The sequence below is a fragment of the Streptomyces sp. YKOK-I1 genome (assembly GCF_054660435.1).
Genome location: NZ_BAAGDR010000001.1, coordinates 1,578,820 through 1,604,231, shown reverse-complemented (window position 1 = coordinate 1,604,231; position 25,412 = coordinate 1,578,820). Strand labels below are relative to the sequence as shown.

Annotated in this window: 15 protein-coding genes; 6 read left to right on the top strand and 9 right to left on the bottom strand. The window is 73.8% G+C overall.

Going from position 1 to position 25,412, the window contains the following annotated elements; genetic code table 11:
- Positions 1-10 precede the first annotated feature (10 nt).
- The 4 genes from ACYQ8Q_RS06545 to dacB all read right to left on the bottom strand — a co-directional run bounded on the left by ACYQ8Q_RS06545 (position 11) and on the right by dacB (position 8,117).
- Positions 11-3,187, bottom strand: coding sequence for a glycoside hydrolase (locus ACYQ8Q_RS06545; RefSeq protein ID WP_460073198.1), 3,177 nt, complete (start codon positions 3,185-3,187; stop codon positions 11-13).
- A gap of 124 nt (positions 3,188-3,311) precedes the next feature.
- A complete protein-coding gene (locus ACYQ8Q_RS06540) occupies positions 3,312-4,616 on the bottom strand; it encodes a PP2C family protein-serine/threonine phosphatase (RefSeq protein WP_460062717.1) in 1,305 nt (434 codons plus the stop codon).
- Positions 4,617-4,820: 204 nt separating this feature from the next.
- On the bottom strand, positions 4,821-6,530 hold the full coding sequence (locus tag ACYQ8Q_RS06535) for a SulP family inorganic anion transporter (RefSeq protein ID WP_460062716.1): 1,710 nt from the start codon (positions 6,528-6,530) through the stop codon (positions 4,821-4,823).
- A gap of 225 nt (positions 6,531-6,755) precedes the next feature.
- Entirely contained in the window at positions 6,756-8,117 is a 1,362-nt protein-coding gene (gene dacB / locus ACYQ8Q_RS06530; RefSeq protein WP_460062715.1) for a D-alanyl-D-alanine carboxypeptidase/D-alanyl-D-alanine endopeptidase, read from the bottom strand.
- Between the two features lie 191 nt (positions 8,118-8,308).
- Here dacB and ACYQ8Q_RS06525 point away from each other — a divergent pair, with 191 nt between their 5' ends.
- Both ACYQ8Q_RS06525 and ACYQ8Q_RS06520 read left to right on the top strand, forming a co-directional pair.
- The gene (locus ACYQ8Q_RS06525) at positions 8,309-8,968 is read left to right on the top strand and encodes a TetR/AcrR family transcriptional regulator (RefSeq protein ID WP_460062714.1); all 660 of its coding nucleotides are present in this window, start codon (positions 8,309-8,311) and stop codon (positions 8,966-8,968) included.
- A gap of 8 nt (positions 8,969-8,976) precedes the next feature.
- The gene (locus ACYQ8Q_RS06520; RefSeq protein WP_460062713.1) at positions 8,977-10,020 is read left to right on the top strand and encodes a threonine aldolase family protein; all 1,044 of its coding nucleotides are present in this window, start codon (positions 8,977-8,979) and stop codon (positions 10,018-10,020) included.
- Positions 10,021-10,050: 30 nt separating this feature from the next.
- Here the strand turns inward: ACYQ8Q_RS06520 and ACYQ8Q_RS06515 are convergent, their stop codons facing one another.
- From ACYQ8Q_RS06515 to ACYQ8Q_RS06500, 4 genes are all read right to left on the bottom strand, one after another.
- Entirely contained in the window at positions 10,051-13,530 is a 3,480-nt protein-coding gene (locus tag ACYQ8Q_RS06515; protein WP_460062712.1) for a substrate-binding domain-containing protein, read from the bottom strand.
- A gap of 55 nt (positions 13,531-13,585) precedes the next feature.
- Positions 13,586-14,158 (bottom strand): AMIN-like domain-containing (lipo)protein, encoded by a 573-nt coding sequence (locus tag ACYQ8Q_RS06510; RefSeq protein ID WP_460062711.1) that lies wholly within the window; start codon positions 14,156-14,158, stop codon positions 13,586-13,588.
- 105 nt (positions 14,159-14,263) lie between these two features.
- On the bottom strand, positions 14,264-15,820 hold the full coding sequence (locus ACYQ8Q_RS06505; RefSeq protein WP_460062710.1) for an outer membrane protein assembly factor BamD: 1,557 nt from the start codon (positions 15,818-15,820) through the stop codon (positions 14,264-14,266).
- An 88-nt stretch (positions 15,821-15,908) separates the two neighbouring features.
- Positions 15,909-16,328: a MarR family winged helix-turn-helix transcriptional regulator gene (locus ACYQ8Q_RS06500; RefSeq protein WP_460073196.1), complete on the bottom strand. Its 420-nt coding sequence runs from the start codon at positions 16,326-16,328 to the stop codon at positions 15,909-15,911.
- Positions 16,329-16,505: 177 nt separating this feature from the next.
- On the opposite strand from ACYQ8Q_RS06500, the gene ACYQ8Q_RS06495 reads away from it, so the two are divergent.
- Positions 16,506-17,471, top strand: coding sequence for an alpha/beta hydrolase (locus ACYQ8Q_RS06495; RefSeq protein ID WP_460062709.1), 966 nt, complete (start codon positions 16,506-16,508; stop codon positions 17,469-17,471).
- 8 nt (positions 17,472-17,479) lie between these two features.
- Here ACYQ8Q_RS06495 and ACYQ8Q_RS06490 read toward each other — a convergent pair whose 3' ends face one another.
- On the bottom strand, positions 17,480-19,636 hold the full coding sequence (locus ACYQ8Q_RS06490; RefSeq protein WP_460062708.1) for a GH92 family glycosyl hydrolase: 2,157 nt from the start codon (positions 19,634-19,636) through the stop codon (positions 17,480-17,482).
- Positions 19,637-19,879: 243 nt separating this feature from the next.
- Between ACYQ8Q_RS06490 and ACYQ8Q_RS06485 the strand changes: the two genes are divergently transcribed.
- The 3 genes from ACYQ8Q_RS06485 to ACYQ8Q_RS06475 are packed head-to-tail and all read left to right on the top strand — an operon-like array spanning position 19,880 to position 25,405.
- On the top strand, positions 19,880-22,705 hold the full coding sequence (locus tag ACYQ8Q_RS06485) for an AfsR/SARP family transcriptional regulator (protein WP_460062707.1): 2,826 nt from the start codon (positions 19,880-19,882) through the stop codon (positions 22,703-22,705).
- Complete coding sequence (locus ACYQ8Q_RS06480; protein WP_460062705.1) at positions 22,695-24,464, top strand: AfsR/SARP family transcriptional regulator; 1,770 nt, start codon at positions 22,695-22,697, stop codon at positions 24,462-24,464. Before ACYQ8Q_RS06485 ends, ACYQ8Q_RS06480 begins: the two co-directional genes overlap by 11 nt.
- 59 nt (positions 24,465-24,523) lie before the next feature.
- On the top strand, positions 24,524-25,405 hold the full coding sequence (locus tag ACYQ8Q_RS06475; RefSeq protein ID WP_460062704.1) for a helix-turn-helix domain-containing protein: 882 nt from the start codon (positions 24,524-24,526) through the stop codon (positions 25,403-25,405).
- Positions 25,406-25,412 lie beyond the last annotated feature (7 nt).

Below are 25,412 nucleotides of genomic sequence, written 5' to 3'. Positions count from 1 at the left end.
CCGGAGCCCGTCAGCGCCGTACCAGCTCGATCCGGTACGTCGTCGTCCGTGACCCGTCCTCGGCGGTCACGGCGACGACGGCCAGGGTCCGGCCGGACACGCGCGTCTTCGTGACGGTGACCGTCGCGTACGGGTCCCGGGCGGTCGCCGTGACCACGGCGCGGGCCGGGTCGGCGGTCACCGCGCGGTAGTCCGTCGTCGCGGGGTCGAAGGCCGCGACCGGGACACCGGCCACCTCGATCGACCCGGCCGCCGCGTCGGAGGAGACCCCGGCCGTCCGGGCGTACACCTCGATCTCGCTCATCGTGATGTACCCCCCGGCCCGTGCCGTCATCACCAGCCGCACCCCGGTCGCCGGACCCGCCCTCAGCGGTACGTCCACCACCGGCGTGCCCTCGGTCCCGACCGCGATCTCGTCGCTCGCGTCGGTCCAGACACCGGCCGGGTCACGCACCTGCGCCTTCAGGGCCGCCGGGAAGGAGAGGTTGCTCCCGTCCCGGTAGAAGTGCGCCACGAGCCGGGTGAGATCGCGGGTCGCCGGCAGGGTGAAGGTGATCGTGTCGGAGGGGTTCTTGGTGGTCCCCGGCTTCCAGTTGGACCAGGCCTTCTCGGAGGTGTCGCCGTTGCGCAGGCGCTCGGCGGAGTAGCCGGTCTCGGTGAAGGTGGCGGCGACGGAGACCCCGGGGTCGGGTGCGAGATCGGTCTCGGCCGGCTCGGTGATCTGCACCCGGACGGTCGCGGCCGCCGTACCGCCGTCGACGATCCGCGCGGTGCCGTGCAGGGTCACGACCCCGGTCGCCGTGAACGCGTCCTCGGGCGCCGGGTCCCAGGTCACCGGCAGTTCGGTCCGGCCGCCGTGCGTGCCCACGCCGACGACCGTGGCGGGCAGCCGCGGGCTGCCGCCGACGTAGGTCTTGGCACGGCCGGGGAGCGTGGCGGCGACGGTGTCCACGGTGACGACGGCCCGCGCGGGGATCTCCCGGCCGAGCGGATCGGTGGCCCGCCCGGTGACCCGGACCGTGCCGGGCTCGCGCCAGGCCCGGTCCGACGGGAGTCGCCACTGCACGGGGAGAGCGCCGCGGGCGCCGTCCCGGTACACCGGGACGACCGTCGCGGGGAGTTCCGGTGTCCGGCCGGGGGTGGTGAACACCTCGGCCCGTTCGGTGCGCAGCACGGTCTCGTCCGTCACGGTCCAGCGCTGGTTCGCCGCCGAGGTCGGGGTGTACGCCGACACCGGGGCGCCGTCCGCCGTGGACTGCCCGGTGACGTCCAGGAGGCGGCCGGTGGCGGCGTTGACGAGGGTCCAGGTGCCGTCGCCGGTGGTGGACAGGATCCACTGCGCGGCGGTGTCGGGCGTGCCGTCGGCCGGCTCCTCCAGGACGGCCCGGCCGTCCCGCACGGCGAGCCGCCTGCCGGTGGCGGCGCTCGCGACGGTGTAGCGCTCACGGTTGCCGACGCCTCGCGTCACCTTCGCCACGGACCACAGCTGTCGGGCCGCGGCCGGGTCGTTCGTACGGATCACGGGCGCGTCGCCGTCGTCCGACGGGGTGAGCGACCTCCCGCTCTGGGTGCCCTGGAGGCGGTAGACGTGCCCCTTCCGGACGAGTGCGGCGTCCTCGGCCACTCCGCCGACACCCGAGACCAGGAAGGTCGTGACGGACCTCGCGGGGACGGTGAGGGTGGCCGACCGGCCGGTGACGGCCACCGGGGCGCCCCGGACCAGCGCGCCCTGCGCGCTCGTCACCACCGGGGTGACGGTGGCCCCCGGTGCGACCCGTCCGAAGCGGGACAGGTCGAGGGTCACGGCGCGGTCGGTCGTGGAGCCGTTGACGTGCACGACGGTCGCCGCGCGGCCCGAGCGGGCGACCGCGGCCACGCTGGAGGTGTCGTCGACCTTCACGAAGTGGTCGCCGGGCCGGATGTAGTGGGTGAAGTTCCGGATGGTGTGGAACTTGGAGTTGGTGCGGACCGGGCAGGTCTCCAGGGTGTCGGCGGCGGTGCACGTGAAGGGGACGTGGATGCTGCCCCAGTTCTTGCCGGCGGCGGCCTGCGGGATCGCGTCCTCGATGGGCTGCCAGAACACCCAGGCGGAAGGCTCCAGTTCACGCATGTCGTCGACCATCCGGGTGGCGATGCCGAGCCCCGGATCCATACCGGTGTAGTCGGTGCCGGTACCCCAGGTGCCCTCGACCTCGCTCATCCACAGCGGCTTGCCGGCGCCCTTGGCGATGTCGCGGGCGCTGGTGCGCATACCGGTGCCGTAGGTGTGGACGTTGAGCCGGCCGACCGCGGCGCGGGCGGAGGAGTCGTAGGCGTTCCAGTTCTGGGTGAAGAGCGTGGGGTTGGTCTCGTCCATCGCCGAGACCCGGGCGTCGGTCGAGGCGCCGCGCAGGGCCTCGTCGAGGGCGAGCACCACCTTCTGCTGGAGGGCGGGACCGGCGTGGGCGCCTTCCTGGCGGCCGCCGGTCGGCCGGCCGTCGGAGCCCAGCTGGGTTCCCCAGTAAGAGGTGTTGGGTTCGTTGAGCGGGTCGATCGTGTCGAAGCGGATGCCGTGCTCCTGCTCCAGCCGCTCGGTCACCCGGACCAGGTAGGCGGCGAAGTCGTCGACGCGGTCCGCGCGGATCTGGTCGGTGCTCGCGTCGAAGCCCCCGGAGACATAGCCGCTGACCGTCTGGAACCAGGGCGGGGAGTTGCTGAACGCCTCCCACCGGGTGACCTTGTCCCTGATCTGGTCCACCCACCAGCGCTGGCCCGCGTCGGCGTCCCAGTTCCAGTCGTCCGGGTCGTTCGGGTCCCACCAGTCGACGTCCTGCCGGGTGGTCCCCGCGGGGGCCTTCCAGAAGCCCTCCATGGTCGCGCCGGTCTTCATGTAGTCCGTGCGGACGTCGGGGGCGTTGCCGCCGCCGATGTTGTAGCGCGCGATGTTCAGACGCAGCCCGTCCTCGCCGAAGAGGAGGTCGACGAGACGCCGCCGGACGGGCTCCGGGTAGCCGCCGGTGGCGTTGGCGAACCAGACGAGGCTCGTCCCCCAGCCCTCGAACTCCTGCTGCCGGTACGACGGATCGATCCGCACGGTCACCGCGCTCGTCGCCGCCGCCGGAGTGTCCGCGACGGCGGCGGGGGCGGAGACGGTGAGGAGACCTGCGCCGAGCACCAGGGGCACGGCCGACGCCGTCGCCCGGATCATGCGCTGCCGTCGGGTCACGGAACTCCCTACAGAGAGAGACAGAATCGACCAGAAGCGATCGGTCTCAGGTATGCTCAGCGACAGTAATGAACACGTCAAGATGGAGGGTGTCCGGGGACGGGAATCAGCCCGCGGCCGGGGTCAGTTCGGCCAGCAGCAGGGTGCGGTCGTCGGCGCCAGGGGTGCCCGAGGGCAGCTGAAGGAGCCGCTCGCACAGGGCGGGCAGCGCGCCGGGGTCACCGGTGTCGGCGGGCTCGGCCACGGCCTCGTCCAGCGCGCGTGCCAGTCGGCCGATCTCCTGGTCTATGTCGGCCTCCCGGGACTCGACCAGACCGTCGCTGTAGAGCGCGAGCAGGGCGGGCTCCGGCACGGTCAGCACCGTCGGTTCGTAGCTGCCCGAGCCGAGACCGAGCGGCAGGCCCGCCCCGGTCAGCGCCACCGGGGAGGTGCGCCCGTCCGGACCGCGCAGCAGCGGCGGGGGATGCCCCGCCCCCACCAGGGAACAGGTGCGCTCCCGCGCGTCCCACTCGGCGTACACACAGGTCGCGAACGAGGCCCCGGGCGTCTCGCTGGCGAGCGCGTCGAGCCGGCGGATGACCTCCGCGGCCGGGATGTCCAGACCCGCCAGCGTGCGCAGGGCCGTCCGCAGCTGGATCATCGCCACGGCCGACTCCGGACCGTGCCCCATGGCGTCCCCGACGATCAGCCCGACCCGGTCGCCCGGCCGCCGCAGCACGTCGTACCAGTCGCCGCCGACCACACTGCCCTTCCCGGCGGGCAGACAGCCGTGCGCTATCCGGCACCCCTCCAGCTTCTGCGCCGGACCCGGCGGCAGGCTGTCCCGGATCGCCAGGGCGGTACGGCGCTCGCGCTCGTAGCGGCGCGCGTTGTCCAGGGCCACACAGGCCCGGGCGGCCAGGGCCTCCACGGCGGCCACGTCGGCGGGCCGGAACGGCGCCCGCCCCGCACCGCGCGTGCAGGTCATGAAGCCGATCGGGACGCCCCGCAGCCGCAGCGGGACGACCAGGAAGGACCCCACCCGCAGCAGATCGCCGCGGCGCGCCTCGCCGTCCCCGGCGGCCGTCAGCCGCTCGGCCATGTACGGGTCCACCCGCTCCAGCACCTGGGCGTGCCCGGCCATGAGGGCCTGCCCGTACGGCGTGTCGCGCGGGAAGGACACCATCTCGCCGATCGGCAGCACGCCCTCCCAGTCCTCGGCGGCCCCGGGTCCCACCCGCAGCGCCAGCCGGCGCGCCTCGACGCGCGCGGTGTCCGAGGCCGGTGGCGCGTCCTCCTCGCGTCGCCAGCGCTCCAGCACGAACAGTGAGGCCGCTTCGCAGAATCCGGGTGTCAGCGCGTGCACGACATGGCTGCCGGTCAGCCGCAGATCGAGTTCGGAGCCGATGACGTCGGCCGCGGGGGAGAACACCGACCGGCGGGGGGAGGACAGGGGGTCGAACGAGTCGGAGCCGCGGCTGTGCGGGTCGTTCCGCAGGGTCGTGCCTTTCGGGTGGGGCGGCCGCGTGGCGGGGACAACGGATCACCACGCGTAGTCGGCCACTATATGATGAAGCGTCAAGTTACGAGGTCCCGTGCCGAGTTGGCGGCGGCCGGGGGCTGCTTCCGGCCGATCTCAGGACGGCTCCGGACGGCCGGCCTGCCACTGCCGGTAGGCGGTCACCGCGGTCGGCAGCGTCGGGAAGATCAGCTCCTCGCCGACGGACTCCGTCAGACCGTACGCGTCCAGATCGCTCCGCAGGTCCTGTTTCACCCGCGCCAGCGCGAACACCACGTCACGCCGGGTGAGTTCGCGGCGCAGCTCGTCGACCGCGTCCAGCGCGGTGATGTCCACCTCCACATTGGCCTCGGTGTTCAGCACGAACCACCGCACCGGATCCCGCTGCTCGTCCACCGCGGCGAGGGCCCGGTGCCGGAAGTTCTCCGCGTTGGCGAAGAACAGCGGGGAGTCGTAGCGGTACACCAGCAGCCCCGGCACCGTGGTGGCCTGCGGATAGTCGTCGATGTCGTGCATCCCGGCCAGACCGGGCACCAGCCCCTCCACCGCGTCGTGCGGACGCGCCACCCGGGTCAGCAGCTCCGCCACCGACAGGCCGACGGCGACCAGCACGCCGTAGAGGATGTCCAGAAGCAGTACTCCGGCCAGACAGCCGAGGGCGAGCAGCAGTTCACGGCGGCGGAAGGAGGCCAGCCGGCGGAAGCCCGCCAGGTCGATCATGCGCAGGGCGGCGTAGACCACGAGCGCCCCGAGCACCGCCGACGGGGTGTCGGCCAGCAGCGGCCCCATGAAGAGCAGCACCGCGAGTACCACCGCCCCCGCGCACAGGGAGTACGCCTGGCTGCGGGCGCCCGCCGAGGAGGCGAGCGCCGTGCGGCTCGCGCTGCTGCTCACCGGGAAGCCGTGCAGCACCCCCGCCCCCAGGTTGGCCGTGCCCAGCGCCAGGAACTCCTGGTCGGCGTCGAGCTCCGGGCCCTCCGTGCCGGGGTCGGCGAACGCACGCGCCGTGAGCACGAAGTCGGTGTACGCCACCAGCAGCACGCCCACCGCGGGCAGGACGAGCTTCGGCAGGTCCGTCAGGTCCGGGAAGGACAGGCTCGGCAGACCCGAGGGGATCTCGCCGATCACCTTCAGGTCGTAGCGCCCGTCCAGGTCGAACAGGGCCACCGCCGAGGTGGACAGGACCACCGCCAGCAGCGGGCCCGGAAGCCTGGGGAACCAGCGGGCCACCGCGAACAGCAGGGCGAGGATGCCGGCCGAGAACAGCAGCGTGGGGAGATGGAGCTCCCCCAGGTTCGTCAGGAACGACCACATCTGCGGGAAGAACCTCGACCCCGTGGTCTCCACCCCGGTCAGCTTGGGCAGCTGGTCCACGATCATGATCAGCGCCACGCCCGCCAGATAGCCGATCAGGACCGGCCGGGACAGCAGATCCGCGACGAAGCCCAGCCGCAGCGCCCACGCCGCCAGACACAGCAGGCCCACCGTGACGGCCAGCGCGGCCGCCAGCACGGCGTAGCGCCCCGGATCGCCGGCGGCCAGCGGGGCCACCACCGTGGCCGTCATCAGCGCGGTCGTCGACTCCGGGCCCACCGACAGCAGCCGCGAGGAGCCGAACAGCGCGTACAGACCGAGCGCCGGCAGGATCGCCCACAGCCCGGCCACCGGCGGCAGCCCGGCCACGCCCGCGTACGCCATCACCTGTGGCACCAGATAGGCCGCGACCGTCACTCCGGCGATCAGGTCGCCGCGCAGCCACGCACGGCGGTATCCGGCCAGGACCGCGAGGCCGGGCAGCGGGCGGAACCTCGACGGGGCGTGCGACATGGAACTCCTTCTGCGGACGCCTTCGGCATCACCCCTGGGTGGGGTGCTCGCGACAGCATCGCAGGGCGTCGCGGCCGGGGCGGCACGCACGGGGTCCCGCGTGCCGCCCCGGCCGCCGGAGTGCCGGTGAGGATGCCACGCGGCGTGATCGGCATGCCAGGGCGACGATGAGGCCGTTCAGGCCGGAGCGGATGACCGGCCGCATCATGTGCGGGTGCCGGTCGTTCAGGCCCAGCAGCCGTTCACGGTCGCGGCGAGGCCGTCCATGGCGTCCTTGATGTCGCTCGCGTTGGCGGTGGAGCCGTTCTCGATGAAGGAGAACACCTTCCACTTGCCGTCCTTGCCCTGGGTGAGGCCGCTCAGCGCGATCGCCCCGGTCAGGGTGCCGGTCTTGGCGCGCACCTTGCCGACGGCGCACTGGGAGTTCACGTCGTCGAAGCGGCCCCACTCCGGGCCGAGGGTGCTGCCGGCCTCGCCGGACACGGGCAGGCCGTCCAGGATCGAGCCCAGGGTCTGGGTGTAGCGGTCCTGCGTCAGCAGCTCCAGGATCTCCGCGAGGGTGGCCGCGGGGATGCGGTCGGCCCGGGAGAGGCCGCTGCCGTCGTACATCTCGAAGCCGGTGAGGGACACGCCGTACCGCTCGCTCAGGACCTGGCGCACCACCTCGGCGCCGTCCGTGAAGGTGGCCGAACGGCCCGCGCCGAGCGCGGTCATCCGCAGGAGCGTCTCGGCGATGTTGTTGTCGCTCTTCTTGAGCATCGTGTGGACGATGTCCGACAGCGGAGCCGACGTGTGCCGGGCCACCGGTACGTCGTGCTCGCTCGCGGTGGCGCGGGTGACGGTCCCGTCGACGGTGACGCCGTTCGCGGCGAGCTGCCGGGCGAAGACCTGTCCGGCGTCCAGCGAGGTGTCGTCCACGCCGTGCCCGTCGACCACGAGCGCGCGCACCGGGGCGACCGAGTCGGGGTAGTAGCCGGTGTTCCAGCCGTTGGCCAGGCTCGGCTCGGGGAAGAGGCTGTCGTCCACGGCGACCTTCACGGAGGTCAGGCCCGCCGCCTTCAGCCCGTCCACCGCGGTCTTCGCCAGCTCGGCGAGGTCGGCGGTGGTCAGGGTCCGGTCGCCGCCGCCGACGAGGGTCAGCGTGCCGTCGCCGTAGACGACGTTCGTGGTGAAGCGGTGGTCCGGGCCGAGGATCGTGAGGGCGCCGGTCGCCGTGGCGAGCTTGACGTTGGACGCGGGCATCAGCGCGGTGGCGCCGTTGTGGTCCCAGACGGTGGCGTCCGACTCCGCGTCCAGGACCACGCCGCTGACGTTGGAGCCCAGGCGCGTGTCGACGACTCGGGTCTCGAGGTTGGCGACCATCTGCTGGTCGTCGGCGTCCAGCGTCGCGGTCTTGGCCGTGGCGCCGGTGTCCTTGCCGGCCGCGAACGCCGAGGGCCCCGACAGAGCCACCGAGGCGACGGGCACGGCCATGGCGAGCACGAGCGCCCGCCGCATGCCGGTGCCGTGCTGGCGGGGCTTGCGGTGCCGGCGCCGGCCGCCGGGCTCGAAGTGGTCGGCGGCGGTCTGCGTGGTCATGTCACTCATGAAGGTGCAGGTCTTTCTTGTGGGGGCCCTGTGCGGTGAACTTCGGCGCACCTTACCGGAATTGATCGTCCGATCGGGTGGCCGACGCGGGTCTGCCCGCAGGTGTGTCCCCCCGTGCCCCGGGGGCCATCGGAGGCGGTCCGATGGGACGTCCCTGGCTTTTCGATACGTTGTACCGTACGGTGACTCGCATGCCTCGTCGTACCCCCGCCCTGGACCGGGCGACACCGGACCGGATCGCCGGGACCGCCCTCCTCCTGATGGACGAGGACGGCCCCGAGGCGCTGACGTTCCGCGCCCTCGCCGCCCGGCTCGACATCTCGCTGGCCTCCCTCCAGCGCCGCTGCACCGATCTGTCCGGGCTGCTCGACCTGTGCCTCGACCACCTCGCCGCCCGGCTGCCGGAGCCCGCGCCCGGCGGCGACTGGGCGAAGGCCACCGAGGACCGGTTCACCGCGCTGTACCGGCTGCTGGTGGCCCACCCGGGGCTGCTCGTGCTGCGCGGCTCCCGTCCCTGGCTCGGTGAGAACCTGCTGGCCCGGCTGGTCGAGCCGCAGCTCGCCGACAGCCTCGCCGCCGGGATGACCGCCGAGGAGGCGATCGCCGCCTACCGCGGGATGTATCTGCTGACCCTCGGCAGCGCGAGCTTCGTCGACCACCGCGACCCCCGTTCCGCCCAGGCACTCACCCGCGGTGCGCTCGCCGCCCTCGACCCCGAGGAGTTCCCGGCGCTGACGGGCCATCTGACCGCGATCGTGCCCGCGGTGACCGGGCACGACGTCTACTACGGCGCCCTGCGCCGGCTGATCAGGGCCGCCGACCCGACCCCGGCTGCCGCCGACACCCCCTGAGGACCTCCATGACCACCCCCGCCCGCATCTTCAGCAGCGACAACACCGCCGGCGCCTCCCCGGAGATCGTCGAGGCCGTGACCCGGGCCGCCGCCGGCCAGGCCCGGCCCTACGGCGCGGACGACCTCACCGTCGGCGTCCGGCGCCGGCTGGGCGAGATATTCGAGCGCGAGGTCGACGTGCTGCTCGTCTCCTCCGGCACCGCCGCCAACGCCCTCTCCCTCGCCGCGCTCACCCCGCCCTGGGGCAGCGTGCTCTGCCACCGCGACAGCCACATCAACAACGACGAGTGCGGGGCGCCCGAGTTCTACACGGCGGGCGCGAAGCTGGTCCCGCTCGGCGGCGAGGACGCCAAGATCGACGCCGGGGAGCTGCGGGCGGCCGTCCGGCACAAGGCCGGGGACGTGCACAGCGTGGAGCCCTCGGTGGTGAGCCTGACCCAGGCCACCGAGACCGGCGCCGTGTACACCCTCGACGAGATCGGCACCCTGGGATCGCTCGCCCGGGAGGCCGGTCTGCGGCTGCACATGGACGGGGCCCGGTTCGCCGGAGCCGTCGCCGCGCTCGGCCGCACCCCCGCCGAGCTGACCTGGCGGGCGGGCGTGGACCTGCTGTCGTTCGGCGCGACCAAGAACGGCACGATGACCGCCGACGCGATCGTCGTCTTCGACCGCTCCCTCACCCCCGAACTCTCCTTCCGCGCCAAGCGTGCCGGCCAGCTCGCCGCCAAGACGCGTTTCCAGGCGGCCCAGGTGGACGCCTATCTCGCCGACGGCCTGTGGCTGCGCAACGCGGGCCACGCCAACGCCATGGCGGCCCGCCTCCAGGACGGGTTCAAGGCGTTGCCCGAGGTGGGCCTGCTCGGGGTCGCGGACGCGAACATCGTCTTCTGCCGGCTGTCCCGGCGGATCACCGAGGGGCTCCTCGGCGAGGGGTACGTCTTCTACCACGACCGCTGGGAGCCGGGGGTGGCCCGCTTCGTCACGTCCTTCGCGACGACGGAGGCCGACGTGGACGGTCTGCTGGAGGCGGTCCGCCGGTACGCGGGCTGACGGACCGGGCGACGACGTCAGCCGACGACGTCAGCCGACGATCCGGCCCAGTTCGATCCGCGCGATGTCCGGGGCCGGCCCGTCCGCGCCCGCGAACGTCACGGTGTTCCCGCCCGCCACCAGGTCGACGGGGACGGCCAGCGTCCAGAAGTCGTCCCCGCTCCAGGTGTTCTTGAAGGCCGCCCGGACCGGGGCGCCGCCGCCCACCGAGAGGTCCGCCGTCCGCGAGACGATGTCCGTGTTGTAGGCGTGGCCGTTGTCGCGCCGGTCGTCGTGGGCGTAGTGCACGACCAGCAGATGACGGCCCGGCCGGGACACCTCCACGGGGAACCGGGCCGTCCCGGCGCCGTCGCCGCCGAGCCCGGTGATCCGCAGACCGCCGGGGGCGTGGGCGCAGTCGACCGTCCGGGCCCCGCCCGCGAGGACGGCGGTGTCGGCCCCGAGGACCAGGACTCCGGCCTCGTCGCCGTCGCCGGAGACCTCCAGGGCGCGCAGCGCGGCCTGCCCCGTGGCGGTGACACGGTTGTTGCCGACCGCGAGGTACAGCCGCAGCGGCCGGTCGGGCGCCGCCGTCACCGTCGTGCCGTGCAGGGTGAGTTCGACCTCCGCCGAGGCCCGTGTGACGAGTGTGAAGTAGCCGTCGCGCGGGGCGTACACGTCGAAGACCGCCGCGTCGCCCGCGCCCAGCACGAGCGCGCCGGTGCCGGTCCCGGCCGAGGAGGAGCAGTCGTACGACGGCGTGCCGACGGCCTCCGCCAGCGTCGCCTCGTACGCGGTGGACGGGGGACCGGAGCGGGCGGTCAGATCCAGGCGGTCCAGGGTCACCTCGCCGTCGCCCGCGGCCAGCGTGAGGACGTGGGTCCCCGCCGCCAGCTCCGCCCGGATCTCCCTGCGGCCGCCGTGGGCCGCGTTCTGGGTGGACGGGTACGTCACCGTGACCGGGGCGCCGCCGTCGACCGACAGATGCTGGGTGGCGGGGCCGCCGGACCCGTTGCCGTACAGGATCGCCAGGTCGTAGCCGCCGTCGGCGGGGACCGTCACCGTGAAGTCCACCCTGTCGCCGGGGGAGCCGAGCGACTCGACGTTCCGGGTCCCGGAGGCCGCGTAGCCGTTGGCGTCGCTCACCGTGCCGTGGGTGCGGACCCGCCCGCCGGTGACGGCCGCGTCCTCGGCCTCGTACGACGCAGACCAGGGGACGTGGGCGGGGGCCGGGGTGCCCCGGCCGGCCGGGGTGAGGACGATCCGGTAGGCGGACATCCGGCGCAGACCGCGCAGCGGCACGGTCGCCGAGCCGTCCGCGGCCACCCGCACCCTGGTCCGCGCGAGTACGCGCGGCGCCGGGTGCGGTCCCTCGTACCCGGACCAGCCGGCCTCGGCGACGGTCGCGACGAGCGTACGGCCGAAGACGGCCCCCGGGACGTTCTGTACGACGACGTCGGCGTCCCCCGTCGAGCCGCCGAGCAGGACCTGGGCCTGGCGGCGCCCGGTGTCGAGGGAGGCGAGACCCTGGAGGGTGTCGACGGTGTGCGGCTCGGGCGGTGTCACCCGGACGGTGTCACCGGTCAGCCCCGCGTACCAGCGGAAGAACCACCAGCCGCCGTTCGGGATGTTCATGCGCACCACGTTGCCGCTGAGATCGCCCGCGGCGTCCCAGTAGGCCTGCTGGGCGTACACCTTGTTGCGCTCGAACATCGCTACCCACTGCACGAGCTGGCCCGGCACGGACAGGTCGCGGCGGTTGGCGTACTCGTCGATGCTGACGGTCAGCGCAGGAATGCCCAACTCCTGCTCGATCGCGCGGTACTCGTCGTAATGGGCCTGGAAGTCCCGCAGTGAGGAGGAGTCCAGCTCGTGCCAGGTCATCACCTGCGGCAGCACGTCCTCGCGCCGTGCGAAGGCGAGGAAGTCGGTCAACAGGCGTGCGTGGTAGGCGGCTTCGTTCGGCCCGGCGATCCGGGCTCCCGGGTGGAGCGCCCGGATGCGCCGGTACACCGTCCGCCAGTCCCGCAGGAACCGGTCCCGGCCGGCCTCGTACTCCGCCGGGTCGGCGGCGTCGAGGCGGTACCAGATCTGGTCGGGTTCGTTGAACGGGACGTAGACGAACCGGTCCCGGTCCGGGCGGGCCGCGATCTCCCGGACGATCCCGTCCACCCGGGCCAGATGATCGTCGATCCCCAGGTCCTCGTACGGCCACTGGGCATAGGAGTCCTGGAGCAGCACGGTGATCTCGCCGCCGCCGTTGCGGAAGAAGGACTCCGCGACGGTGAGCGCGTCCCCGTTGGGGTGCTGGGCGCCGCCTTCCGGTTTCTGCGAGACGCCGCTGATCCTGAGCGGGGCGAGCACGGCGTCGCCGGGGACCCCGTCGTCGCTGAGCCCGTACAGCGCGCCGTTCGCGCCGTGCAGCACCGGGCCCTCGGACGCGGCCAGGTCGACGGTCAGGCGGTGCCGGACGGCGGCGGGCGCGGGCGGGGGACCGGAGCTCTCCCGTACCAGCAGCCGCGGCTCGTGGACGGGATACGAGTGCGGCGGCACCGGCTCCCCGGGCGTCGGCGCCGACTCCTCCAGCGCCGTGTGCAGCCGGGCGAAGGCCGCCCGCCCCAGACCGGCGAAGTCCAGCCGTACGGTGGTCAGTTCCGGGGTCAGGAACGCGGCGTGCGGGGCGTCGTCGAACCCGGCCACGCTGACCTCGCCGGGTACCGCGCGACCGCTCTCGTGCAGGGCGCGCAGCACCCCGAGCGCGAGGTCGTCGTTGCCGCACAGGACCGCGGTGACGGCCGGGTCCCGCGCCAGCCGGAGACCCGCCGTATGCCCGGCCTCCGGCCCCCACCCCCCGTGCAGGGGACGGGGCTGCGGCGCTCCCGCGTCCCGCAGGGCCTGCCGCCAGCCGCTGGTGCGCGGGCCGGTGCGGCGGGCGCCGGAGGGGAGCGCGACGTAGTGGACGGTCTCATGGCCGAGGGAGAGCAGATGGCGGGTCGCCTCGTAGGCCGCGCGGCGGTCGTCGGTCCACACCCAGGGACGGCCGTCGCGGGGCGGGCTCGCGGGTGTCTCGACCACGGCGACGAACGGCAGTCCGGGCGGGAGGCAGTCCAGCGCCCGTACCCCGGCGGGGTCGTAGGCGATCACGATCAGTCCGCCGCCGTTGTCCGCCGCCCGCCGCACCTCGGCGGCCACGACGGTCTCCTCCGCCGACTCCAGGACCCCGATCCCGACGGAGTAGGAGGCGGCGCGGGCGGCCTCCTCGACCCCCCGCAGCACGGAGGCGTATCCGTAGTGGGTGGTGTTCGAGGTCAGCACGGTGACCGCTCTGCGCCGCCCGCTGGCCAGCGCGAACGCGGTGGGGTTGCGGCGGAAGCCCAGCGCCTCGACGGCGGCGAGCACCCGCTCACGGGTGTCCGGGCTCACCCGTGGGTGATCGTTGATCACCCGGGAGACCGTCTGGTAGGAGACTCCGGCGGCGGTGGCGACATCCCGGATACTGGCGGGCCGCCCGGTGTGACCGGTCACATGCATGACGGGATTGTTACCGGTCACATGGGGGCCGTCAAGAGGTGTCCGGGCGTTCGGTCTACCAGGTGTGCGCGACGTCCACCACGAGATGGCCGTCGAGCTGGAGCACCCGGAAGGGCAGCCGGGCCCGCACGCCGAGGCCGAACTGGGTCTGCCCCTCGAAGCTGCCGCCGAACCGGGTGTCCCGGAAGGTGCGGTAGCCGGTGAGGTCCACACCCGGCAGATGCTGCCCGGTCCGGGCCGGGTAGGTGGACGCACCGGTGTCCGGGTCGTAGGCGGGCGCCCGCACGACGACCTCCAGGATGGCGCCGCCGCCCACCGGGATGGGCTCGCCCGACGGGTCCCCGATGAGCTGGTCGACGTAGTGCACGGTGTATCCGAGGTGGGCGGCGGTGGCGCCCGGGACGTCCACGACGAACCGGTCGTAGCAGTCGTGGCGGCCGGTCCTGACATCGGTGATGGACTCGGACGTGCCGGCCCAGTTCGTCTTGTCGAGGCTGCCCCAGCCGGTCGGGCAGGCGGCCGCCGCCCGGGGAGCGGCGGCCGGGGCGGCCACGGCCGGAACCGCGGCCGCGCCCAGCGTGGCGGTCAGCAGGAGAGCGGTCGCCCAGACGGTCTTGCTTCGTACCATCTTGTTCCCCCAAGAGTGTGAGTGTCTGGTATCAGGGGAGACAGTCTGGTTGGCCCGATGGTTGCACGCGCTTTACCCGAAAGTGGGGGAATTCCGCTTTCTGTCCTACGACAGGCTCGTGGTGGTGTAGGCGCACTCCGTGTAGATGTACCCGGGCTGCAGCTTGGCCGTGTCCGAGGCCGGCGAGGCGAGGCTGTCGCCGTTCGGCTTGTGCACGAAGTACGTCGTGCCGGCCGGCAGGCTGATGGTGCGCTCCGGGTAGTTCTTGTTCGCGTTGCAGGGCTTGAAGCCGATCGAGAGCGTGTCGGTGAAGGTGTACGCCTTGCAGCTGCCGCAGCCCTTGAGCTTGAAGCTGCCGGTCACCGGTCCCGTGTACATGACCGTGATGTCGTCGGGGCTGTCGTTCTGGACGGTCACCGAGATGCTGCCGCCCGAGCGGGTCGTGGGCAGCTTCTTGCCGGCCGCCGGAACCGTCTGGGCGACCTCCGCGGCGATCGCGATCTTCTTCGCCAGGGCCGCGTTCTTGGCGCTCTTGTGGGCGGAGGCGTACTCCTCCATGGTCGTCTGCGCCTTGTCGAAGTCCCCGTCCTTGTACTGGTCGACGCCGCAGTTGTACGTGCCCGAGTCGGCGCTGCCGGAGGCCCGGTCGGCGTCCTTGGCCAGCGCCCCGGTGACGCTCCCGTCCTCGGCCGAGATGGTCTGGATCTGGCCGCTGAGCGTCTTGAGCTGCTCGACCGCCGTGCACGGGTCGCTGCCGCTGAGCCCCTTGACCTTCGCGGAGACGGCCGAGCCCACGGCCGGCTCGACCTTCGCGGCCTGCGCCGAGTCGGGGAAGGTGGTGAGCAGCTCGCCGAACTGCGAGGCCCAGGTGGACTGCCCGCTCGTGAGACCGTCCGAGGCGCACTCGTAGAGCGAGGTGGCCAGCCGCTCGTCGGGCCAGGTCTTCAGCTCGCTCAGGTCGGTCTCGGGCATCTTCTTCGGAACCGACCGCAGATAGTCGAGCGGGGCGATCGCCTCGCAGTAGTCGCCCTTCTCGTAGACCGCGCCGACGGTCGCGTAGTACGTCTTCATCCGCGCCGGCACCTTCGCGGCCGCCCGGGAGTCCGGGTGGTCGGCGCTCAGGCTCTCGTAGACCTGCAGCGCCTCGCGGTAGTCGGACTGCGCCGAGGAGAACGCCCGCTCGCCGGCCGCCTCCACCTGCCGGTCGGCCTCGTCCAGCCGGTCGAGGAGCATCTGCTGCGTCGCCTCGTCCCGCGCCCCGTCGTACGCCACGACGCCCCCGGCCGGTGCGACCAGCAGCACCAGTCCCAGCGCGAGCGCCAGCGGCGCGGACGGCGGCCAGGCGAGCCGGGTCCGCAGGCCCACGACGGCGCCGTGCGCCGCCACCGCGACGAGGAACAGGACGTACAGCACCAGCGCGAAAACCGGCACCCCGTCCGGGTCGGCCGGCAGCGCCACGAACAGCAGTACGGCGGTCGCGGCCAGACACGCCAGCATCAGCACCCAGCGGCGCACCAGCGCGTAACCGAGGCCGAGCCCGCTGAGGTTGAGCACCGCCACGGCCACCGCCCGCACCCCGTCCGCCGGTGCGGGCGGCGGCGCCACCGGCATCGGCGGCATGACGAACCCCTGGTCGTATCTGCCGTACTGGTCCCCGGACATGGCGGCCTCCCCCGTCAACTGCACCCGCGTAGCTCTGATTTGTCAGTCTATCGGGGGAGGAAGAGGCACCGACAGGCCGTTTTCGGGTTCAGCCGTTCGTGACGTTCGCCGTCACCAGGCGGAGGAGCTGCTTGGCGAGGGCGTCCTGTTCCGGGGTGAGGCCCATGGCGTCGCCGATGGCGAGCGGGACGCCCGTCGCGCGCTCGCGCAGGCTCGCGCCGGCCTCGGTGAGCCGCAGGGCGACCGAGCGCTCGTCGTCGGGGCGGCGCTCGCGCCGCAGCAGGCCCTGCGCCTCCAGGCGCTTGAGGAGGGGGGAGAGGGTGCTGGACTCCAGCTGGAGCGCGGCGCCCAGGTCGCGGACGGAGATCGCGTCCCGCTCCCACAGCGCCAGCATCACGAGGTACTGCGGGTAGGTCAGGCCCAGCTCGTCCAGGAGCGGACGGTAACGGGCCGTGACGGCACGGGACGCGGCGTACAGGGCGAAGCAGAGCTGGTCGTCCAGGAGCATGGTCATGGCGGCATCGCCCTCTCATTGAAGTCCTCTCGATCCTATCTCCCACCAATTGATCGAGGGCTCATTAGTTGTGCACGACTTAATCGTGCGCTACCGTTCTGGATGTGCCGCCTCTCCCGACCGGGACTACCGTCGGGAACTGCCCGCGGCACCCCGACCGAGGAGGTCGCCATGACCGACACAGCCGCTCAGCGCCCCGTTCTCGAACCCGCCGCCCAGTCCTTCGCCGCGGCGACCGCGAACCCGCCGTACCTGTTCGACCTGCCTCCGGCGGAGGGCCGGAAGGCGGTCGACGAGGTGCAGTCCGGTGATATCGCCAAGCCGGCGGTGGACGAGGAGTGGATCACTGTCGAGGGTGGTCCGACGGGGAGTGTGCGGGCGCGGATCGTGCGCCCGGCCGGTGCCGGGGGTGCGCTGCCGGTGATCTTCTACATTCATGGTGCGGGGTGGGTGTTCGGTGACGCGCACACGCATGACCGGCTGGTGCGTGAGCTGGCGGTGGGTGCCGAGGCGGCGGTGGTGTTCCCGGAGTACGACCTGTCGCCGGAGGTGCGGTATCCGGTGGCGATCGAGCAGAACTTCGCGGTGGCGCGGTGGGTGGTGCAGGAGGGTGCGTCGAAGGGCCTGGACGGTGCGCGGATCGCGGTGGCGGGTGACTCCGTCGGCGGGAACATGGCGGCGGCGCTCACCCTGATGGCGAAGGAGCGGGGCGGTGTCCCGCTGGTGCGGCAGGTGCTGTTCTACCCGGTGACGGACGCGTCCTTCGACACCGCGTCCTACCGCCAGTTCGCGGAGGGGTACTTCCTGCGGCGGGACGGGATGCAGTGGTTCTGGGACCAGTACACGACCGATGCGGGTGAGCGGGCGCAGATCACCGCGTCCCCGCTGCGGGCGACGGTGGAGCAGCTGAAGGACCTGCCTCCGGCGCTGGTCATCACGGGTGAGGCGGATGTCCTGCGGGACGAGGGTGAGGCGTACGCGAACAAGCTGCGCGAGGCCGGTGTCCCCGTCACCGCCGTCCGCTTCCAGGGCATCATCCACGACTTCGTGATGCTCAACGCCCTGCGCGAGACGCATGCCGCCGAGGCGGCCATCACCCTCGCCGTCGGCACCCTGCGGGACGCACTGCACCGGTGAGCCGGCCCTCACGGGGCCGAGAGGCCGAAGGTCAGCGCTCCGCCCTTCGCGGGGAAGGAGTCGGGCAGCCAACGGGGGTCCGTGGGACGCCCGTCGAGACGGACCTCGCGGACGCGGGAGTGCGTGTCCGAGGCCTGCGGGGCGACGACGGTGATGGTCACGCCGTTGCCCCGGCGGATCTGGGTGAGCGGGAAGAGCGGGCTGGCCAGGGCCAGTTGGGAGCTGCCCGGGATCTGGGGGTACATACCGAGGGCGGCCCAGACGGCCCAGGAGGACATGGCGCCGAGGTCGTCGTTGCCGACCAGGCCGTCCGGACCGTCCCCGAAGAGCGTGGTGAGGATGGACCGCACGGTGTCCTGGGTGCGGTCGGGGCGGCCCAGGTAGTCGTAGGCCCAGGGGGTGTTGAAGGACGGTTCGTTGCCGAGGTAGGCGTACGGCAGGTCGGCGCCCGCGTTGTACTCGGTGAAGAACGTGTCGAGGCGGGCGGTGACGGCCGCGTCGCCGCCCATCGCCGTGAACAGGCCGGGCAGGTCGTGCGGCACCATCCAGGTGTACTGCGCCGCGTTGCCCTCGACGTAGTCCCGGCGCTGCGTCGGCCTGAACGCCGGCCAGGTGCCGTCGGCGCGGCGGGGCTGGAGGTAACGGCTGTCGGGATGGAGCAGGTTGCGCCAGTTGCCCGAGGCGCGCTCCAGCACCGCCCGGGTCTCCGTGTCGCCGAGCCGGCCGGCCAGCCGGGCCAGGGCGGCGTCGGACACCGCGTACTCCAGGGTGGTGGCCGCCGCGCCCCAGACGCCCTTCGTCCCGGCGGGGATGTAGCCGAGCGTGTCGTAGTACGTGTGTCCGGGGCGCTGCCGGTCGTCCTGGCGGCCGGCGACGGCCGTGCGCAGCAGCTCGCCCGCCTCGAAGTCGGTGCCGCCGAAAGCGTGGACGGAGGCCGCCATCGCGGGCAACGGGTCGCCGACCATCACCCCGGTGCCGCCGTTGGCGAGCGTCCAGCGGTCGAAGTAGCCTCCCTGACGGCCCTGTTCGAGGATGGACTGGGCGACGTCCGACGCCTCGCGCGGGGCGAGCAGCGCCAGCAGCTGGATCTGGGAGCGGTACACGTCCCAGCCGGAGAAGTTCGCGTACTGCACATGCCCGGGCCGGGTGCGGTGGACCAGACCGTCGAAGCCCCGGTAGCGGCCGTCGGCGTCGCTGAAGGCGCCGGGGTGCAGCAGGGAGTGGTACAGCGCGGTGTAGAACATCCGGCGCCGCGCCTCGCTGCCACCGGCCACGGTGATCCGGCCCAGCCAGCCGTTCCACTCCCGGCGGGCGGCCCGCCGTACCTTGTCGAGCGAGCGGCCGCGCTGCTCCACGAGGGTGTTGCGGCGGGCCGCGTCCTCGCTGACGAACGAGATGCCGACCCGCACGGTCACCTCGCGGGTGCCGGGCGCGAACGACACGTACGCCCCGGACGTCCGCCCGTCCAGCGGCTCGCTGTACGCGAAGGGCCGGTCGAACTCCGCGTGGAAGTAGAGGCGGTAGCGCACGGACGTACCGCAGAAGCCGCCGCTGTCCGTGAAGCCGGACAGGGTCCGGGCGCCGACGGTGACCGCGCCGGTGGCCTTGTTCCAGGCCCGCCCGGCGTCGACGGTCAGCCCGGCCGGCTCCCGGGCGTCCGCCGGGAAGGTCAGCCGGGCGACCCCGGACCGCCGGGTGGCGGCGAGCTCGGTGCGGATCCCGTTGTCGAAGTCGACCCGGTAACTGCCGGGCGACGCCTGCTCGGCGGCATGGGAGAACGTCGCGTACCGCGCCTCCGGGTCGGCCGCGGGACGGCCCGTGAGCGGCATGAACGGTACGTTCCCGTAGTCGCCGCAGCCCGCGCCGGACAGGTGGGTGAGGCTGAAGCCGCGGATGCGGTCGTCGGTGTAGGCATAGCCGCCGAACTGGCGGGTGACCGTGTCCGGGCTCCACTGGATGCCGCCCAGCGGCGCCGACGCACCGGGGAAGGTGTTTCCGCCGCCGCCTCCGTGGCCCCAGTCCGCCCCGCCCGGCTTCGTGCCGACGAAGGGGTTGACGTAGCGGGCCGGGTCGGCGAGGGGCGGCAGGGACGTGGCGCCGGCCCGCGCGGGCGGGGCCAGCAGCACGACCGCCGCCACGGCGGCCCCGAGAGGTGACAGGCGCAATGAGATCTCCTTGCGTCGCGGAAGGCCGGCGGAGCGCACGGCGGGGGAGACGCCCACTGTCACCGCGCCGGCCGCGCACACCGAGGCGCCGTGCCGGACGACACCCGGAAGTCAGGCACACGGCGCAGTCCCGGCCGACCGCGACCCCGGTGAACAGGGCGGACGTCCGGTTCGTAACTCTGGGTGACTCCGCCGGTGACGTAAGGTCGAAGCGGGGGCAGGACAGGAAGGGGAGGGGATCGCGTGCCGCCGGAGCCGGTGCGGTTCATGGTGCTGGGCGCCGTGCGGGTGTACCGCGGGGAGACGGAGCTGGACGCGGGCGGGCCGCAGGAGCGCGCCTTCCTGGCGCTGCTGCTGGCCAAGCCGGGACAACCGGTCGCCATGAGCGAGATCGTGGACGTGCTGTGGGGAGCCGAACCGCCGCGCAGCGCGGTCAACGTCGTCCGGCGGCACGTGGGTTCGCTGCGCCGCCTCCTGGAACCCGGGCTCCCCGCCCGCGCCGAGGGCAGCCGGCTGGTCCGCGACGCCGGCGGCTACCGGCTCGTCACCGACGGTGACCAGGCCGACCTCCCGCGGTTCCGCGCACTGCGCGAGATCGCCCGGCACGACACGGACACCGCACCCGCCCGGGCCGCCGAACTCCTCACCGAGGCCCTGGGGTTGTGGCACGGCCCGATCGGCGACGGCATCCCCGCGCCCGCCCGCAGCCACCCTCTGTTCGACGCGATCGAGAAGGAACGGCTGGCGGCCGCCCGGGAGCTGGCCGACGCGGCCCTGCGCGCCGGACTGCCGGAGCGGGCCCTGCCGCCCCTGCGCCGGGCCGCCGCCGACCATCCGCTCGACGAACCCGTCCACGCCGGCCTGCTCCGGCTGCTCGCCGCGGCCGGTCACCGCGCCGAGGCGCTCACCGTGTACGAGACGGTACGGACCCGGCTCGCCGAGGAACTGGGGATCGACCCGGGCCCCGAACTGAGGGACGCCCACGACGCACTTCCCGGCGCCCCCGCCGCGACCGGCACCCTCCCTCACGTCACCCCGTCGCAACTGCCGTACGACCAGCCCCTGTTCGCCGGCCGCGAGGCCGAACTGGACGAGGTGCTCGCCCTGTTCGACGCGGAGCAGCCCCGTCCCGGCACCGTGGTGATCGGCGCAGTCGGCGGTATGGCGGGCGTCGGCAAGACCACCCTCGCCGTGCACTGGGCGCACCGGATCGCCGACCGGTTCCCCGACGGACAGCTCTATGTGAACCTGCGCGGCTTCGACCCGTCCGGCGCGGTCATGGAACCGGGAGAGGCCGTCCGCGGATTCCTGGACGCCCTCGGCGTACCCCCCGAACGCGTCCCGCACGGGACGGCCGCGCAGAGCGCCCTCTACCGCAGCACCCTGGCGGGCCGGCGCGTCCTCGTCGTGCTCGACAACGCCCGCGACACGGAGCACGTGCAACCGCTGCTGCCCGGCTCGCCCGGCTGTCTCACGCTCGTCACCAGTCGCGACGAACTGCCCGGCCTGGTCGCCGCCCACGGGGCCCGCTCCCTGGTCCTGCACCCCTTCGACACGGACCGGACCCGCGCCTTCCTCGTCCGCCGGCTCGGCGCGGCACGGGTGGCCGGTGAGCCACGGGCCGCCGACGAGATCGGCGCCCTGTGCGCGGGGCTGCCCCTCGCCCTCGCCTGCGTCGCCGCCCGCGCCGCCGCCCACCCCCACTTCCGGCTCGCCGACATCGCCGGCGAACTGCGCGAGGCCCACGGCAGCCTCGACGCCTTCGCCCGCGCCGACGCCTCCGCCGACGTGAGCACGGTCTTCTCCTGGTCCACGGACGCCGTGTCCCCCGACGCCGCCCGCCTGTTCCGGCTTCTGGCCCTGCACCCCGGCCCCGACCTCTCCCTTCCGGCCGCGACCGCCCTCGCGGGCCTCCCGGAGCGCCGCACCCGCCGACTGCTCGCCGAGCTGACCGGCCTGCATCTCGTCGCCGAGCACAGCCCTGCCCGCTACTCCCTCCACGACCTGCTGCGCGCCCACGCCGGCGAACTCCTCCACGAGCGGGAGACCGCGACCGCGCGGGAGACCGCCCTCGACCGGCTCCACCACCACTATCTGCACACCGCGCACACCGCCGACCGCCTCCTCGCCCCCACCTCCGACCCGCTGCCCCCACCGCCCGCGCCCGAGGGCGCCCGGCCCCAACCGCTCACCGACGACCACCGCGCCCTGGCCTGGCTCACCGCCGAACACGCCGTCCTGCTCGCCGTCGTCACCACGGCCGCCGCCTCCGGCCGGCCCGCGCGCGAACGCCTCGCCTGCCAACTGGCCTGGTCCCTGGAGCCGTTCTTCGACCGACGCGGCCACTGGCACGACGCGCTCGGCGCACAGCGCACCGCACTCGACACCGCCCGGCGGCTCGCCGACCCCGTCCTTCTCGCCCGCGGCCTGCGCGGACTGGCCCGGATCGAGGGCCGCCTCGGCCTGCACACCCGAGCCGTCCCCCGCCTCGAACAGGCCCTGGACCTCTTCACCGAACTGGGCGACGACACCGGCCGCGCCCACACCCACCGCAGCCTCGGCTGGGAGTCCGACCAGCTGGGTGACCTGCCCGGAGCCCTGCGCCACAACCGGCTCGCCCTCGCCCTGTTCCGCGCCCTCGACGACCGCGCGGCCCAGGCGAGCGTCCTGAACTCGGTGGGCTGGTACCACGCCCTGCTCGGCGAGTACCGGCCGGCGCTGACACACTGCCACGAAGCGCTGCGCATGCTCCAGGACCTCGGCGACCGGTACGGCCAGGCCGCCACCTGGGACAGCATCGCCTACGCCCACCACCACCTCGGCCGCCACCCGCACGCCCTCCTCGGCTACCGCAACGCCCTCGCCCTGCTGCGGGACCTCGGCGTGCCGTACCTGGAGGCCGACATCCTGACCCGCGCCGGGGACACCCATCTCGCCATGGGCGACGAGCCGTCGGCCCACGAGGCGTGGACCCGGGCACTGGCCCTGCTCCGGGGGCTCGGCCACCCCGACGCGGACGCGGTCGAGACGCGGCTGAGGGGTGGGGAGGGGCGGGCCGGTGCCTGCTGAACCGACCCGGTTCCAGGTCCTCGGGCCCGTCCGGGTCCGGCGCGGCGCTCAGGAACTCGACCTCGGCTTCCCCCAGCAGCGCGCCCTGCTCGCCCTGCTCCTGCTGCACGCCGGCCGGACCGTGCCGACCGCCGAGATCCTCGACACCCTGTGGGCCGAACGGCCGCCCGCCAGCGCGCCGAACGTCGTACGCCGCTACGCCGCCGCCCTGCGCCGCCTCCTGGAACCCGGACTGCCGCCCCGCGCCCCCGGCAGCCGTCTGCTGCGCCGCACCGGCGGCTACGTCCTCGTGGCGGAGCCGGACGAGGTCGACCTCCTGCGGTTCCGTGAACTCACCCGGCAGGGCAAACGGGCCGCGGCCACCGGACGGGCCGAGACGGCGGCCCGCCGCTTCATCCGGGCGCTGGGGGAGTGGCGCGGCCCGCTGGCGATGGGCATCCCCGAACCCGTCCGTGCCCACGTCCGGTTCACGGCCGTGCACCGTGAACTCCTCGACACCGCCCGTCTCGCGGCCGACGCCGCCCTGCTCTCCGGCCACGCCGACCAGGTCCTCCCCGCCCTGCGCGAGGCCGCCGCGCAGGAACCCCTCGACGAACCCCTGCACGCCCGTCTCGTGCTCGCCCTGGCCGCCTGCGGCCTCCAGGCGGAGGCGCTCGGAACGTACGACGACATCCGCCGCCGTCTCGCCACCGACCTCTCCCTCACCCCCGGCCCGGAACTGACGGCCGCCCACACCCGGGTCCTGCGGCAGGAGGTGCGCCGCTCGGGAGCCGCGGGACACGGGGGAGCACCGCGCGGAACCGCGCCGCCCTCCCGCACGGGCCTCTTCGTGGGGCGGGAGGACGAGTCCGCGCGGCTGACGGAACTGGCGCGGGCCTCGGGCGTGGTGCTCGTCGGGGGGATGCCCGGGGTGGGCAAGAGCGCCCTCGCCGCGCACTGGGCGCACCGGGCGGCAGCCCGGTACCCGGACGGCCGGCTGGAGGTGAACCTGCGCGGGTCCGACCCCGGCCGGCCCGCGCTCGAACCGGTCGACGCGCTGCGGGAGTTGCTGACCGCCCTCGGGGTGACCGAGCGGCGCATGCCGGACGGTCCGGCCGCCCGGGCCGGGCTGTACCGCACCCTGCTGGCGGAGCGCCGCGCCCTGGTCGTGCTCGACGACGCCCTCGGCACCGAGCAGCTGCGCCCGCTGCTGCCCGCCGCACCGGGGTGTCTCACCCTCGTCACCAGCCGCAACGCCCTGCCCGGCCTGGTCGCCGCGGGTGCCCGCCCGCTCCGGCTCGAACCGCCGTCCACCGCGGACGCCCACGCGATCCTCGCCCGCCGTGCCGGCCCCGCACGGACGGCCGCCGAACCGGCGGCCGCCGCCGAGATCCTCGCCCACTGCGGCCGGCTGCCGCTGGCCCTCACGGTCGTCGCCGCCCGCCTCACCGGCCACCCGCACCTCTCCCTCGCCGCCGTCGCCGCCGAACTGCGAGCCGCGCACGGCGGCCTCGACGCCCTGTCCGCCCTGCGCCCCGCCCTCCTCGCCTCCCACCACCGGCTGCCGGACGACGGCGCGCGGCTCTTCCGGGCGCTGTCCCGCCACCCCGCACCCCCCATCACCCCGGCGACGGCCGCCGCCCTCACCGGGCTGCCGCCCCGCACCACCCGCCGCCTCCTCGGCCTCCTCGCCGAAGCCCACCTCCTCGCCGAGCCCGCGCCCGGCCGCTACACCCTGCACGACCTGCTGCGGGCCCTGGCCACCGAACTCGGTTCGTGACAGCGCCCGCACTCCACTGTCACTCTTTTTGCACAACCGCGGACCTACCGTCCGGGCACGTGACCACCATCATCACCGTCCGTACGCCTCTGGGCGTCGAGATCCTCACCCAGGAACACGGGGAGCAGCCCCGCAGGCCGCTGCCCGCCGAGGGCCGCCCGCACCCCGCGCACCGGCTCCGGGCCCGGACCACCGGCGAATACCTCTTCGTGGGCCTGCGGGGCGGCACGGCGGAGCCCGCCCCCCAGCCCCTCACCCTCCCTCTCACCCCCGGGGACATCTGCTTCTACGACATCCGCCACGCCCCCGTCCTGGACTTCCCCGAGCGGTTCCGGGCCACCGTGTTCCTCGTGCCGACCGACCTGCTGGGGCTCACCGAGGCCGACGCCGGGCGCGTCACGCGCACCCCGGTCGCCCGCGCCTCGCGCCTCGGCACTCTGCTCTCCCCGCTCCTGTCCGACCTCGCCCGCGCGGCGGCCGAGGCACGCCCTCAGGTCGGCGAGATGCTCGCCTGGAACGCGGTGAACCTCCTGTCGACCCTGGCCGTCGAGCAGCTCGGCGCCCGCACCCCCGACCCGGCATCCCCCCGTTCACCGGTGCTGACCCGGGTCCTGGAGTACGTCGAACTGCACCTGACCGAACCGGAGTTGTCACCGGAGGTGATCGCCCGGGCGCACCACGTCTCCGTGCGCCATCTGCACAAGCTGTTCAAGGACGAGGGCACCTCGGTGGGCCGCTGGATCCTGCGCCGCCGGCTCGACGAATGCCGGCGCGACCTGATGCGCCACGGCCGCGGCAGCCGTACCATCGCGGCGGTGGCCGCCCGGTGGGGCTTTCTGAGCGCCCCCCACTTCAGCCGCGTCTTCCGGGCCGCCTACGGCATGTCCCCCAGCGAATGGCGCGACACCGCGGGCCGCGCCGACCGCCGCCGTGCACGGTGAGGACAAC

Coding starts and splice junctions, on each gene's coding strand:
- ACYQ8Q_RS06545 (WP_460073198.1), bottom strand. CDS start 3,187: ATGATCCGGGCGACGGCGTCGGCCGTGCCCCTGGTGCTCGGCGCAGGT.
- ACYQ8Q_RS06535 (WP_460062716.1), bottom strand. CDS start 6,530: ATGTCGCACGCCCCGTCGAGGTTCCGCCCGCTGCCCGGCCTCGCGGTC.
- dacB (WP_460062715.1), bottom strand. CDS start 8,117: ATGAGTGACATGACCACGCAGACCGCCGCCGACCACTTCGAGCCCGGC.
- ACYQ8Q_RS06525 (WP_460062714.1), top strand. CDS start 8,309: ATGCCTCGTCGTACCCCCGCCCTGGACCGGGCGACACCGGACCGGATC.
- ACYQ8Q_RS06520 (WP_460062713.1), top strand. CDS start 8,977: ATGACCACCCCCGCCCGCATCTTCAGCAGCGACAACACCGCCGGCGCC.
- ACYQ8Q_RS06515 (WP_460062712.1), bottom strand. CDS start 13,530: ATGCATGTGACCGGTCACACCGGGCGGCCCGCCAGTATCCGGGATGTC.
- ACYQ8Q_RS06510 (WP_460062711.1), bottom strand. CDS start 14,158: ATGGTACGAAGCAAGACCGTCTGGGCGACCGCTCTCCTGCTGACCGCC.
- ACYQ8Q_RS06505 (WP_460062710.1), bottom strand. CDS start 15,820: ATGTCCGGGGACCAGTACGGCAGATACGACCAGGGGTTCGTCATGCCG.
- ACYQ8Q_RS06500 (WP_460073196.1), bottom strand. CDS start 16,328: ATGCTCCTGGACGACCAGCTCTGCTTCGCCCTGTACGCCGCGTCCCGT.
- ACYQ8Q_RS06495 (WP_460062709.1), top strand. CDS start 16,506: ATGACCGACACAGCCGCTCAGCGCCCCGTTCTCGAACCCGCCGCCCAG.